The sequence below is a fragment of the Pseudomonas sp. GW821-FHT10B02 genome, from assembly GCF_059415665.1.
This window is the reverse complement of record NZ_JBWKNR010000009.1, coordinates 74666-88672: the sequence shown is the minus strand read 5'-3', so window position 1 is coordinate 88672 and position 14007 is coordinate 74666. Positions and strand designations below refer to the sequence as shown.

9 protein-coding genes are annotated in these 14007 nt (G+C 60.8%); 2 read left to right on the top strand and 7 right to left on the bottom strand.

Annotated features, from left to right (window positions below; all coding sequences use genetic code 11):
• The first annotated feature begins 15 nt into the window (after positions 1-15).
• The gene (locus AC07OF_RS15060; protein ID WP_495073088.1) at positions 16-1362 is read left to right on the top strand and encodes a tetratricopeptide repeat protein; all 1347 of its coding nucleotides are present in this window, start codon (positions 16-18) and stop codon (positions 1360-1362) included.
• A 66-nt stretch (positions 1363-1428) separates the two neighbouring features.
• On the opposite strand, the gene AC07OF_RS15055 is transcribed toward AC07OF_RS15060, so the two are convergent.
• The 4 genes from AC07OF_RS15055 to AC07OF_RS15040 form a co-directional block, all read right to left on the bottom strand.
• A complete protein-coding gene (locus tag AC07OF_RS15055) occupies positions 1429-2700 on the bottom strand; it encodes a RidA family protein (RefSeq protein ID WP_495073087.1) in 1272 nt (423 codons plus the stop codon).
• Between the two features lie 259 nt (positions 2701-2959).
• The gene (locus AC07OF_RS15050; RefSeq protein ID WP_157192362.1) at positions 2960-3967 is read right to left on the bottom strand and encodes an acyltransferase family protein; all 1008 of its coding nucleotides are present in this window, start codon (positions 3965-3967) and stop codon (positions 2960-2962) included.
• Between the two features lie 101 nt (positions 3968-4068).
• Positions 4069-6936: an HD domain-containing phosphohydrolase gene (locus tag AC07OF_RS15045; protein ID WP_495073086.1), complete on the bottom strand. Its 2868-nt coding sequence runs from the start codon at positions 6934-6936 to the stop codon at positions 4069-4071.
• Between the two features lie 199 nt (positions 6937-7135).
• Positions 7136-8158 carry a YeiH family protein gene (locus tag AC07OF_RS15040; RefSeq protein ID WP_157192360.1) on the bottom strand — a complete coding sequence of 341 codons (1023 nt, stop codon included), beginning with the start codon at positions 8156-8158 and terminating at the stop codon, positions 7136-7138.
• Positions 8159-8250: 92 nt separating this feature from the next.
• Here AC07OF_RS15040 and AC07OF_RS15035 point away from each other — a divergent pair, with 92 nt between their 5' ends.
• The gene (locus AC07OF_RS15035) at positions 8251-9135 is read left to right on the top strand and encodes a LysR family transcriptional regulator (RefSeq protein ID WP_157192359.1); all 885 of its coding nucleotides are present in this window, start codon (positions 8251-8253) and stop codon (positions 9133-9135) included.
• 210 nt (positions 9136-9345) lie between these two features.
• Here AC07OF_RS15035 and AC07OF_RS15030 read toward each other — a convergent pair whose 3' ends face one another.
• The 3 genes from AC07OF_RS15030 to AC07OF_RS15020 all read right to left on the bottom strand — a co-directional run bounded on the left by AC07OF_RS15030 (position 9346) and on the right by AC07OF_RS15020 (position 13950).
• Positions 9346-10698 (bottom strand): DUF1329 domain-containing protein, encoded by a 1353-nt coding sequence (locus tag AC07OF_RS15030; protein WP_495073085.1) that lies wholly within the window; start codon positions 10696-10698, stop codon positions 9346-9348.
• Positions 10698-12518, bottom strand: a complete 1821-nt coding sequence (locus AC07OF_RS15025) for a DUF1302 domain-containing protein (protein ID WP_495073084.1) — start codon at positions 12516-12518, stop codon at positions 10698-10700. Before AC07OF_RS15025 ends, AC07OF_RS15030 begins: the two co-directional genes overlap by 1 nt.
• Positions 12519-12615: 97 nt before the next feature.
• A complete protein-coding gene (locus tag AC07OF_RS15020) occupies positions 12616-13950 on the bottom strand; it encodes an MFS transporter (protein ID WP_157192356.1) in 1335 nt (444 codons plus the stop codon).
• Between the last annotated feature and the right edge of the window lie 57 nt (positions 13951-14007).

Here is a 14007-nt window from a genome sequence, read left to right as displayed (position 1 = left end):
GGTCAGGAGGAAAGCATGAGCAAACGCGACAAACGTGGCAATCCTGTTTCCTATGGCTCGCAGGAGGCAATCGATGCGCTGGACAGCGCTTGCGACCTGCTGCATGCCTACCAGGCCGACCCTTTGGCTGCAGCTGACAAAATTATTGCACAACACCCGGATTTTGCCCTGGCCTACGCCTTTCGTGCTGGCACGATTGCCACGGCGACCGACAAGGCGTTTGACTCAGAGCTGCACAAAAGCCTGGACGCAGCAGAGCGCCTGGCAGCGCAAGCGAATGATCGCGAGCGCCAGCATATCCATGCAGTACGCGCCTGGTTCGACGGCGACTGGGAGCGGGCAATCGAAATCTGGGGGCGTGTTTCGATCGAGTACCCCCGCGATCTGCTGGCATTGCAGTTCGCCCATTTGGGCGACTTCTATCTAGGCTATGCGCATATGCTGCGTGATCGCATAGCGCGGGTGATGCCGCACTGGGATAAGGACGTTCCCGGCGTTGGCTTTGTCAAAGGGATGTATGCCTTTGGCCTGGAAGAGTCAGGGGATTACCGCCAGGCCGAAGAACAGGGTCGCGAAGCCGTTGCCTTGAACCCGCAGGATGGCTGGGCGGTGCACGCCGTCACGCATGTCATGGAAATGCAGGGCCGCAACGTAGAGGGAGCCAAATACCTTTCCTCCAGCGCCAGTGCCTGGGCTCCCAACAGCATGTTTGCCTTCCATTTGTGGTGGCACCAGGCGCTGTTCCTCCTTGAGGCTAATGACGTGGCTGGTGCGCTGCGCCTCTTTGATGAAGACATTTCAGCGGGGGGATTTGCTCAAGCGCTTGAGCTGCTTGATGGATCGGCGCTGCTCTGGAGACTCTCCCTGCTCGGTCATGACGTTGGCGATCGGTGGAACGGACTGGCGGAAAAATGGGAGTCACGTTGTGAAGACGGTATCTACGCCTTTAACGACGTGAACGCGATGATGTCATTCGTGGGTGCTGCGAACAGCCGGGCACAAATTCAACAGTTGGATACCCTGAGGCGGGCCGCTGCTGGCATCGGTAGCAATGCCATGATGAGCAGAGAGATTGGTGTGCCGGCCTGCGAAGGATTGGTGGCGTTTGGCCGTGGGGAGTACGCCCAGGCGATAGCGTCGCTGATGCCACTACGCGCCAAAGCCAACCGCTTCGGCGGTAGTCACGCGCAGCGTGATGTTTTCTCATGGACGCTGATTGAGGCAGCCATTCGCCTTGGCAACCGCGCACTTGCCGAGGCACTGGTTGCCGAGCGTCTTGCATTGAAGCCTGAGAGCCCGATCAACCGCGCCTGGAAAATGCGCGCGGGTCAATTGCAGTCGCTGCATGAGGAATCGTGGTAAGTGGAAAAAGGGAAGCTGGGGGACTAGCCCCCACTTCCCTTTCTCGTCACTGGGAAATGTATCCCGCTATTTTTCAGGAGGCGTGCCTTCAGCGTTTGCCACAACCACGTCGATTTGCACTAGCGCATTTTCAGGTAGCGCCGACACCCCCACTACCCTGCGTGCAGGAACACCACCGGGGAAAAAGGCCGTGTACACTTCATCCAATGCCGCAATATCTTCGATGTTTTTAAGGAAGACATTGACCTTGACGACATCACTCATGGCGTGATCGATACTTTCGACAATTGCCTTGATGTTTTTTAGACATTGTTCAGTCTGCTCTCTCACCCCCTTGCCGACCACCTTCCCGCTGGCGGGATCGAGTGGTAATTGCGCAGATACATGGTTGTAATGAGAGAAGGCTACCGTTTGTGTAGATAGCGCATGCCTGGGGGCAGCCGCAGTATTTTTTGCCTTTATGACAATCCCGTGCCGGTCTTCAACAACTTGCGGTGGCGTGCCGTCTCCGTGTGATACAACCGCTTCTATTTGCACCAAAGCGTCCATGGGCAACGCTTGGACCGCAACGCTAGTCCGCGCGGGGAAATAGGCTACCGCCCTGGCAATGGCCGAATCCGGGAAAAAGGTTGTGTAGACTTCGTTTACCCGCTCAATATCCGAGAGATTTTTAACGAAGATAGTGATCTTGACGATATCATCAAAAGGAACATCAATACTTTCTAAAATCGCCTTGATGTTTTTCAAACACTGCACAGCTTGCTCTTTTACACCGCCCGCGACCAACCTGCCTGTTTTGGGATCGATCGGTAGCTGAGCCGACAGGTTATTGTAATGCGAAAAAGCCACGGTCTGCGCAGACAGTGCGCTTACGGGTGCGTTCTCCGTGTTCCTCACAGTTTTTACCAGGTCGCCTGCCTGTGGCGCTTGTGGAATAGTGCCTTCGCCGTTTGAAACCAGCGCTTCAACTTGCACTAACGCCCCCATAGGCAACGCTGCAACTGCGACTGTCGTCAGCACGGGGACATAGCCAGGAAAGAATCCTGCATACACGCTGTTAACAACCTCAATATCGGCGATATCTTTAAGGAAGATAGTAATCCTGACCACATCTTCCATCACATGGTCGATGCTCTCTACAATCGCCTTGATGTTTTTGAAGCACTGTTCAGCCTGCGCTTTTACACCACCCGCTACCAACGCACCAGTTGCCGGGTCGACAGGTAACTGAGCGGAAAGATTATTGTAGTGAGAGAACGCTACGGTTTGTGAGTACGGACCTATTCCTTTTGGAGCATTACCTGTATTTCTCGCCAATACAGCGTTATAGCCACTCATGACAGTACTCCCATCCATTTGGATTTCGCGGGTTGTGTGGCGAGCACCCATTCCACTGCGCTATCGATGGCTGCCACCGTTCGTCCGGGCGACTGGCTCACGTCCACGAGGGACAAGTGAATCCGTACCCAGGGGTGTTCCATGGAGCAGGATCAAGTGTAGTGCTCTTTGCGTGCTGCGCCATTGCAGCGATCAAGGAGGATGAGGTCTCCACTCAAGCAGACCAGTGCCAGTCCTCTGAACCGCCTGTTGCGGACGTTCAGCTTGTCACAGACTGGCTAACCACTTTCCGGGAAAATGTCTTGCCAAACGCAATCCACCATTTTTCATAGTAGAAAGTCGAGATATGCGCAGTGATAAAAACTGCGGCAAACAACAGAGGCCGCTTCAAATATTTGACCAGGGTATCCCCGCTCCCCAACCAGGTCTGCTCCAGCAGCGGGTGAACAACGTAGAGTGCATACGAGATGGTGGCGATATAAAACAGAATGCGCGTATTCAGAAGCTGGGCAACCAGCGTGCGTCCATTGAATAACGTGCTGCCCACCATTGCAGCGGCAAAATAGGGACGCAAGTAGTTCATGAAGCCCGCTTCGGGGTGACTGGACACGACAAACAGCAGCGCTAGAACTATTTGCGCAACCCACATTTGTTTCGCATAGTGCATCAGACTGTCGCCCAGCTTGCCGTTGTATACCAGTGCCAGTATGCACCCTGCCAATATTTCATCAATGCGGTAATAGGTATTGATGGCGACATGGACTTCATTGATGACGCGGTACATCGTCACGGCGATGCAGAAAAAAGGGATCAGCATCATCCACTTGTTTCTCATCAGCACCACCAGCAACGCGATGGCCAGATAAAACTGGACCTCCATGCACAAACTCCAGAGGTGGCCGTTTGCACTGCCAAGCCACATCGGCGGCCAGTTGGCAACGAACAGGAAGTTTGTGATATAGAATTCCGGCGGGCTGTTCATGACAAACAAAGCAATGGCCATGTACAACCAGGCGAGCGGCACAATGCGGAAGATCCTGCGAATTAAAAAGTCAACGACGCTGCTGTTGTTGAGCAGAAAACTTGTGATCAGGAATCCCGACAGGGTAAAGAATATCGCCATGCCCATCACGCCTGCGGCGGAATTCATTTGCCATGGCTTTGGCCCGAGTGGCAGCAAGTGACACGCCAGCACCAGCAAAATGCTAATGCCGCGCCATCCGTCAAGTACGCTTAATCGAGAGCCCGCTGCGGAACTACCATTCATATGTGCACTCACTCTTTGAGCAATCGCAGCGGTGATTTTTTTATGAGGTCAAACCCTTTAAGCCTGAAGTCTAGGACACCTTTTGCGCTTTACCCTTCAGGTCACGAAAAAATCGTGCCCTGTATCTGCGCCAACCAATAGTCCACATCCACCTCATCGATCTGCTCGGCACGCAGGAACCGCTCACCATACTGGCGATACACGCCGCTGCTCAGGAACAGCTGCAGCAGCTGCCCATCGATGTGATTGTCGCGGGCCATGAAGACCAGGATCTTCACCGACTCGGACAAGGTTTTCGGCGCCTTGTACGGCCGGTCGGCGGCCGTCAGCGCTTCGAAGATGTCGGCGATCGCCATCACCCGCTCGGCGATGCTCAGCTCATCCTTGCCCAGCCGACGCGGATAACCGCTGCCGTCCATCTTCTCGTGATGGTTGCCGGCGATCGCCGGGACGCGCCTGAGCTGGCGCGGAAACGGCAGGGACGAGAGCATGATGATGGTCTGCACGATATGTTCGTTGATCTTGAATCGTTCCTCGTCGTTCAGCGTGCCGCGGCGGATCGACAGGTTGTACAGCTCGCCGTAGTTGCTGGCATTGGCCGGCAGGCGCATGTCGAAGCCCCAGACGTTGCGCGGATCGTCCCTGGCCACCGGTGGCTTGCGCGCCCCCCAGGGCACCCGGTGCTCGCTGCGGTCGGCCAGTAGCGGTTCATCCACCGGCAACTGCACCTGCGGTACACCGGCAAAGCGCTCTTCTTCGTCGCGCGAAATACCCAGCCGGTTGTCGAAGTGCCGCCGCCAGCGGCGCTGGCCGATCCGCTGTAAACGCTCGACGTCGTCATCCTGCATGAACTCACCACCGATATTGGTTTTGGCGACGAAGGCGAACTCCTCCTGCAGTTGAGCCTGGCAGCGCTCCAGCGTCCGTTGCAGCGCCTGCTGATCGGCACCGCTGGCCAGGCCTTGCCAGTAAGCCAGCTCGGCATCGCGCCAGAGCACCTCAAAACGCATGCGTACCTCATGGATGCGGTTGTACAGGGTCTCAAGCTTGGTCGCCTTGTCCACCACATATTCGGGGCTGGTGACCTTGCCGCAATCGTGAAGCCAGGCCGCCACGCGGAACTCGTAGCGCTCGGCCTCGCTCATGCTGAAGTCGGCATAGGGGCCGCTGTCGGCCTGCACGGCCTTGTCCAGCAGCATCTGCGCCAGTTGCGGTACGCGTTCGCAGTGGCCGCCGGTGTAGGGACTCTTGGCATCGATGGCATCGGCCAGCAGCTTGATCATGGCATCCAGCAGGCGTTGCTGGGCTTCGATCAACTGGCGTGTCTCGATGGCCACGGCGGCAGCGCCGGACAGCTCCTCGACAAAGCGCCGGAACGGTTCGTGCACTTCATCGCGCACCTGCTCATTCTCCAGCTGCAACACCAGAATGCCGAGCAGCGCCTGGCTACGGTCATTGAGCACCACCGCGAGGCTGTGCCCCTGTAACGCCATCGCTTGTGTCACCGCGGCTGGCAGATCCTCGTGATCGCGTTCGCCGATCCTCAGCTCCTCAGGGTAACCCTCGCCCCGGCAGGAGGCCGCCAGGCGCAGCAGCGCATGCTCGGCATCGAACAGGTACACCGCGCCAGCACTGACGCCGGCGGCGTCCACCAGATGGCTGAGTACCCCGTCGAGCATCCGCTCCAGCTGGCTCTCACGGCTGAGCGTGAGGGTGATCGCCTGGAAGTTGCGGATGGTTCCCGACATGCGGCTCAGCACCCGGCTCAGTTCACGCACCTCGGACACCCGCGACGTGACGCCCACCTCGCGGCTGAAATCGAAACCGGCCAGGGCTCGCACCTGATCGGCCAGCAAACGCAGCGGGCGGCCGATACGTCGACCGAGCAGGCCGCCGAGCAGCAGTAACACGCCCATCAGTACCGCCGTCCACAGCAGCTGCTCGAACAGCACCTTGCGCGCACCGGCCAGCAGCTCGTGGGCCGGTACGGCAATCAGCACCTGCAGATCCTGTCCGGCCAGGGTCGTAAGCTGCGCGCGCATGCCATACCAGGTTTGCCCCTGCACCTGATAAGGCTGCAGCGCAGTGCCCTGGGGCAGGTCGGCGTAGATACGCTCCAGGCTGGGAATGCCCAGCTCGCTGATGCGCGACAGGCGCACGGCCTGCCCCTCATGCACGATGACCCGCTGCAGGTCCGGATAGGCCACCACACTGCCTTGATCGTCAACCACGGCGATCTCGGTGCCAGCGGTCATGCGCAGGTCCCGGCTCTCACTGGCCAGGTCGTCGACCGAGACATCCATGCCGATCACCGCCGCGCCGTCGACGCTGCGCTGCGCCATGGTCAGGCCGATCTCGCGGGTGGTGAAAAACACATAGGGGCGGGTCAGTACGGTGGTCGAGCGTGCGGAGGCTTCGACGAACCAGGGGCGCTGGCGTGGGTCGAAGTGATACTCCGGCTTGACCTCGGTTTTGAGCAGGGTCAGCGCCTGGTCGTAGAAACGCCATTCGCCCAGCATCGCAGCGTCGGCACCTGCGCTGATGCTCTGCACCAGGAACGCAGCACCTGGCGGCGCGGCGAAGCGCTGCTGCAGTTGCGGATCCCGGAGCCTGCGGACCAGGAGAAACTCGCCGTTGGGATAACCGACGTAAACGGCGCTGAGCATCTTGTTGGCGTTCAGGCTCTCGACCAGTTGCGCGAGCCGCTCCAGGCGTTGCGTCAGGTTGCCGGCAGTCGGGTTGAAGGCCAGCAGCCGGATACTGCTCTGCGCCGGATCGACCAAGCGCCGGGCGCGTTCGTCAATCGTCTTGCCAAGCTGCTGGGCGGCATCGCCAGTGGCCGCCACCAACGTCTGCTGTATCCCGCGATAGCCCTGCCAGGCCAGGCCGACGCCGAGCAGCAACATGCCCAGCATGATCGCCAGCGCCACCAGCCATTGCAGCGAGATGCCCCGTCCCTGGCTGCTCATGGCTGACGGCCCCAGCCCTGCGAAACCTCGACGGCGCGAACCGACAACGCCAGGCTCGCCAACAGGCGGCCCTCCAGCCAAGCAGCATGACCAATCAGCACGCAGCCCATTCCAGGTACTCGATGTGTGGCGGTTTCAACAGTGTAATCGGCCAAATCGATCGTGCCGGGCTGATTTCAACTGCTGACTGCTACACGATTTACAGCAGGGTCAAGGCACCTCCCACAATCATCAGTTGCAGCGTCAACGCCGCAGCCAGAATCAATGGTTTAAGCCCCGCCTTGCGCAAATCGATCAAGCGCGTACTGAATCCCAGGGCCGCCATAGCTGCAGCCAGCAACAGGTCATCGAAGCTGACCAGGGCCTGATGCACGCTCTGATCCAGCGCCAGCCACGAGTTGATCAGCATGCAGGCGATAAAGCCGAGGACAAAAAGCGGCACTTTTACCGCAGCAGTGCGCTGCCCGCCCTCGGACTTGCGGCTCAACCACACGCCCAGGCCAAGCAGGAAAGGCGCCAGCAGCAACACCCGGATCAGTTTCGCGACTACCGCTGCCTCGGCCGCCTGCGGGTCCATGGCTTGGCCTGCGGCAACCACCTGGGCCACTTCATGCAGGGTCGCGCCGGTGAAGATACCGAAGCCATGGCTATCACCGAACAGGGTCGGCATCAGGGTGAACAACCAGGGATAGAGCAGCATGCCGAGGGTGCCGAACAGCACCACGCAGGCAATCGCAATCGCCACCTGGTCATTGCGCGCCCTGACCACCCCGGCACTGGCCAGGATCGCCGCAGCGCCACAGATCGCATGGCCGGCGCCGATCAGTACGGCGGTGCCACGCTCCATGCCCAGCACCCGGGTGCCCAGCCAGATGGCCAGGCTGATGGTCGAGAGAATCAGCAGCGCATCGGTGACGAACGCCTGTACCCCCAGGGCCTGCACCTGTTGCACGGTCAGCCGGAAGCCATACAGCGCCACGCCCAGGCGCAGCACAGGCTGCTTGCACAGCTGAACACCGGCCGCGGCCGCACGGTGCACCGTGCCCGGCACCAGGTTGCCGACCGCCAACCCCAGCAGCATGGCCAGGGTCAGCGTGCCGATCCCGCTAGCGTGCAGCAGCGGCGAAGACGACAGCCACATGGCCAGCGCTGCCAACGCCAGGCTGCCGGTGACGCCGGTAAGCAGGCTGTAGGGGAGCTGGGTACGACTCAGAACAAGCATAACGACACCTCGTTTGTGGTGACGCTAGCTTGCAATCTCTTATAACCTATATGAAGCTAGATATTCTTATTGGTCATATCAGGAAAGCTGATATGCAGTGCCGCATCACTCTCAAACAACTGGCCACCTTCGTTGCCGTCGCCGACCTTGGCAGCGTCACCCGCGCCAGCAAGGACCTGAGCCTGAGCCAGGCAGCGGCGAGCATGTCGCTGCAAGACCTGGAGCACCAGCTCGGCACCCGCTTGTTCGATCGCCATGGCAAGCGCCTGGTGCTCAACGAGCACGGACGGCGTTTCTACCCGCACGCCAAGGCCACCCTGGAAGGTGCCCAGGAAGCCGAAACGCTGTTCCAGCAGCAACTGACCTGCCACCTGCGCATCGGTGCCAGCACCACCATTGGCGCCTATCTGCTGCCGGAACTGCTGGCTGCCTTTCTCGCCGCCGAGCCGCATAGCCGCCTGGAGCTCAAGGTCGAGAACACCGAGCGCATCGTCGAGTCGCTGTGCAACTTCACGGTCGATGTCGGTTTTGTCGAAGGCCCGGTCCAGCACCCTGATATCGATGTGCGGCCCTGGCGCGAAGACGAGCTGGTGCTGATCGCCGCGCCCGGCCACCCCTTGACCCGCCTGCCCCAGCCCGACGCCCAGGCGCTGGCCAGCGCCCGCTGGATTACCCGCGAGCAGGGCTCGGGCACACGCAATATGCTCGAGCACCTGATCGGCCCGTGGCTGGGCAGCCCGCAGCATTTGCTGGAAGTGTCCAATGGCGAAGCGATCAAGCACTGCGTGATCGCCGGCGCGGGCATCGCCTGTGTGTCGCGGGTGATGGTGCGCGGCGAACTTGCCCTGGGCCAGCTGTGCACCCTGCCCTGCCCCAGCGGCCCGCTCAAGCGCACCCTGTACCGGGTGATCCACAAGGACAAGCAGCCGACCCGCGGCCTGGCGCGTTTTCTGGAGTTCTGCCAGAGCCCGGTTTGAAATCTTCTGTGGGAACAACTCCCTTACACCGGGTTAAGGTGGGAGCCGGCCTTGCCGGCGATGGTATCAACGCAGTGTCAGCTCGTCCGCGCTGCCTGCATCGCTGGCAAGGCCAGCTCCCACAAGAGCAGTGAGTTGCGGGTATAAAAAAACCGCTGCATCAGCAGCGGCTGGGCAAAACGGACCCTCAACGTGCGTCGATACGCAGGTTTACTTGCCGTAGCGGCGCAACGCCGCCGGGCTGTAATCCTCTTTCTTGGCCAAGGCGTTGAACACCATCTTCTGCGGGTATTCGTTGGTCATGAAGTTGGTGGTGTAACGCGCCGAAATCAGGTCATAAGTTGCGTCCATGGCCGGGAACGGCACTTCGATGTCGGCCAGCTGCATCGGGTAGTTCTCATACATGCGCCACAGCTCACCCCGGCTGTCATACATCTCGGCACTGGCGATCTGCCAGGTGTCTTCGTCGATATAGAAGCGGCGCTTGCCATAGACGTGACGGTTACCGGGCTTGAGGGTCGCTTCCACCACCCAGACCCGATGCTTTTCATAGCGCACCAGCTGTGGATCGATGCTGTTGGCCTTGAGAATGTCGGCGTACTTCAGCGATTTGCTGGCCAGTTTGTAGCTATTGTAGGGAATCAGCCGCTCTTCCTTGCCGAGCAGTTTCCAGTCGTAGCGATCCGGCGCGCCGTTGTAACCGCCGACGCCGTCGCTGGTCAACTGGCCATAGCTGTAGCGTGCACTGGTGTCATAGGCCACGGTCGGCGCACGGCGCACGCGGCGCTGGCCGGGAATGTACTGCCAGGCACTGCGCGGTTCCTGCACCTGGTTCAGCGGTTCATGGACCATGGTGATTTCACCGGCCACCCGTGACGGGCTGAGGGCCCGGATGACGCTGTAGTACAGGGCGTTTTCCTGTTCGGGAAGGTCGCTGATCGCCGAGCGCCAGTGCACCGACTGCTGATAGGTGACCAGCGTCGAACTGCCGTTGCTTTCCACGGTGGCCGAGGCCATTTCGCGCTGCACCGAGTGGCCGACATAGCGGGCCAGGTGGTTCCACATCACTTCCAGCGGTTCGGTCGGTAGCGGGAACGGGATACCGTCCTGGTAGCCCACCAGGCCATAACCGGATTCGGCCAGGCTGACAGCGGCGACGTTGGCGCGGGTGGCGGCAGTCACCGCTGCCGGCATATGCGCGGTGCGCTCGCTGGGGTAGACGTTGAGCTGATAGCTGGGGAAGCGCTTGAGCATCGCCTGCTGACCTGGGGTCAACAGGTTCTGGTATTGCCCGGCATTGCCGGCGCTGATCACCATCAGCGGCTTTTGCGCCGCGAACGGGTCGGCATAGTCGCCGTTGCTGGCGGCGGTGACGCTGCCCGGCTTGAGGCCGCCGGACCAGGCCGGGATGCTGCCGTCGGTATTGGCCGCACGCTCGCCGCCCATGGGGTTGAGACGGCCGTCGAGCTGGCTGGCATCAGTCCCTTTGGCATACACAGGCGCCTGCAGGCAGGCCACAAGCAAGGCAAGAACAGCAGGCAGTTTTTTCATTGGAGTAGTCATCAGAAGCTCACCTTTAGGTTAACCGAGGCAAAGTCGCGGTCGTCGAGGGTGGTGAAGTCGTTCGAGCCGAAGAAATCGTTGTAGGCAAACTCCAACGAGTAGTCGTTGCGGTACTCGAACAGCAGCGAAAGGCCGACAGCCTTTTGTCCTTCCTGGAAGTTGGGGCCATAGCCGTCCACGTCATGGCGAAAGTTGATGCTCGGGGTGACCACGGTGGACGGCAGCAGGCCTTCGTAACTCAGCGCACCGCGCAGGCGATAACCCCAGGACCAGTCGGTGAAGAACCCGCGGTTGTCGTTGCAGTTGTTGGCGTTGAGATTGGCGATCTGCCCTGGGTCGAGGTTGGCGGTGCCCGGGCTGACGCAGAAGCTGGCCGGGTTTGCCGGGTTGTAAGCACCGGTGCTCAGCTCGCTGCGCCCATAGGCGCCACCGCGGCCAAAGCGCTCATCGCCGAGGTCAGAGATATGGTTGACCGCCGCCTCCGCCGCCAGGGCCAGGCGGTTGGCACCCAGCACGTTGGCGACGGTATCGGTGGCGCCGAGGGAGAACTGGCTGACCGGCTTGCGCGCATACCCTTCGATCGGCGCGCCCAGCGCTGGCGTCACGCCCGGTGCGGTGAACGGCGTGTTGGGGCTGCGCAGCAGGAACTGCACGGTATCGTTGCCGTTGAAGCCCAACGGCTGGTTAGGCCGGAAACTCAACTCACCGAACACCGCCGTGCCACCGACCACACCGCTCAGGCTGATGCCGAACAGGCGAATATCCTCGGGGTACACCGAGTTGTAGCTGGCCGTCTTGAAGTTGCTCAGGCCGCGCGCGGTGACGGCGGTGCCGTTGAACGAGGCAAAGCGGCTGTGATAGTTGGCGTAGTACAGGCCCAGCTCGGCGTCGTTGAGGCTCTCCAGCACCTTGCGCACGGCCAGGCCGTATTGCCCGCCGTCATGCGGGTAGTCACTCGGCCCACGCGGTATGAAGGTGCCGGTGGCCAGGGCGTTGGCCGTGGTGCGGTCGCCGCTGACAGCGGCAATGATCGGCCCGCAGCCTTCCGGGGCAAAATCGGCGGCCTGGAAGAAGGTGCCGCAACCATCGAGCACCGAGGGACGGAAGTTGTACTGGTAAAAGCCCTCCAGGCTCAGGGTGTCGCTCAGGCCGAGGTTGAACGAGAGCATCTCCACCGGCAGCTGACCTTCCTTGAGCTCGACCCCGGGACGGTTGAACGCCGACACGTCCAGGGGGTTGATGGCATTGATACCGTTCTGGAAGAACAGTGCCTCACCCCAGCTCAGCACCTGCTTGCCGAACTTGACGTTCAGCGCCTTGCCGGCGACATCGAAGTCTTTCCAGACATAGGCGTCCAGGGTTTCGAAGCCCTGGAACCTGGCCAGGTCCGGGTAGCTGGAGTCGTCAAACTGTTTGAAGTCACCGTCGCGGGTTTCCAGAGCATGGTCGTACCAGTACTTGAAGCGGATGAAGGCGCCCTGGCTGCCGTCGTTCAGATCGAAATCGGTCAGGCCCTTGAAGATCTGCGAAATCGGATCGTGCTTCTTGAAGTTCAGGCGGCCGTCGTCGCCATTGGTATCGATACCTTCGCCGTGCTTGCCGATACTGGCCGCGTCCGGAGCGTACAGCAGCCCCGGATCGGCATTGCGCAGCGCCCAGCTCGAGCCCAGGGTCAGCGTGGTGTTGGTGCTCAGCGACCAGTTGTCATTGACCTCGAAGGTCGTGGCCCCGGCCTCGGAACCACCGAACAACGCCAGCGCCACACTCCCGGCCAGCAGGCAGTACGGATGCGGGGCAAGGCGCAACAAAGTGCTTTTCATGCAGGATTCACCTTTTATTGTTGTTTTATGGCCAAGCGTTCCCCGTGCCGGTGCGCGAACGCACCAGCCGTGACGGGGTTTTCGAACGAGCGGGAAATCAGCTGCGGTGTTCGCGCAGCAACCTGGCTGGAATACCCAGCAGCAGAATCAGCGAACCCAGTACCAGCAGCCCGGCGATCACATCGAAGGCGATGTACAAGCTGCCGGTGCTGGCCTTGATGCTGCCCACCAGCACCGGGCTGACCATCGCCGCGATACCACCGAGGCTGCTGATCAGGGCAATCCCGGCAGCGGCGCCAGCACTGGACAGGTAGGACGGCGGAATGGTCCAGAACAGCGGCACCGCCGACAGGCAGGCGCCGGCCCCCAGGCTCATGAACAACACCGAGAGCACCAGGTTGCCCTGGAACACGCCGAGCAGAACGAAGCACGCGGCGCCCACCAGCATGGTCGAGGCCAGGTGCCAGCGGCGTTCCAGGTGGCGATCGGAGCTGCGCCCCAGCAGGTACATGGCCACCAGCGCCACCAGGTACGGCAGGCTGCTGATCAGGCCGATGTGGCGGATGTCTTCAAGGCCGAAGCCCTGGATCAGCGTCGGCATCCAGTAAGCCACCGTGTTGGTGCCCGAATAGATGCAGAAGAACACCATGCCGGCCATCAACACGCGAGGATCGCGCAACAACTGCCGGAACGATGCATGTCGTGCCCCGGCCTTGCCCTGCTCAGGCGCCAGTTGCGCAGCAACAATGGTCTTTTCCTGTTCTGTCAGCCACTTCACCTGCTGCGGTTTGTCGTCCAGCCAGAACCAGGCAAACAGGCCCAGCACCACCGCCGGAATACCCTCGAAGACAAACAGCGCCTGCCAGTCACGCAGCCCGTACCAGCCGTGGAAATGGGTCATGATCCAGCCCGCCAGTGGCCCGCTGACAATCCCGGCGAAGATCCCGGCCATGATGAAGATCGAGGTAATCCGCCCGCGCCGCGCCGCCGGGAACCAGTAGGTGAGGTACAGAATCACCCCGGGAAAGAACCCCGCCTCCGCCACGCCAAGGAAAAACCGTGCGGCGTACAGCTGTTGTGGGGTGCTGACCAGGCTGGTGGCCATGGTCACCAGGCCCCACAGGATCATGATCCGGGTGATGGTCCGGCGCGCACCGACGCGCTGCATGTACAGGTTGCTCGGCACCTCGAACAGCAGGTAACCGACAAAGAACGCCGCCGCGCCCAGGCCGTAGGCCGCATCACTGAGCAGCAGGTCTTCGCTCATGCGCAGCTTGGCGAAGGAGATATTGATGCGGTCGATCGAGTTGATCACATAGGCAAGAAACAGGAACGGCAGCAAGCGCCAGATGATCTTGCGATAGGTCGCTTTCAACGCCCGGCCCGCCGGGTCGTCGGCAAGTGCCGGGCTGTGTTCGGCCACACTGGTCATGTCTCGGTACTCCTGCTTTGGCACGGGGTGCTCATTGTTATTGTCCAGGCTGCACGT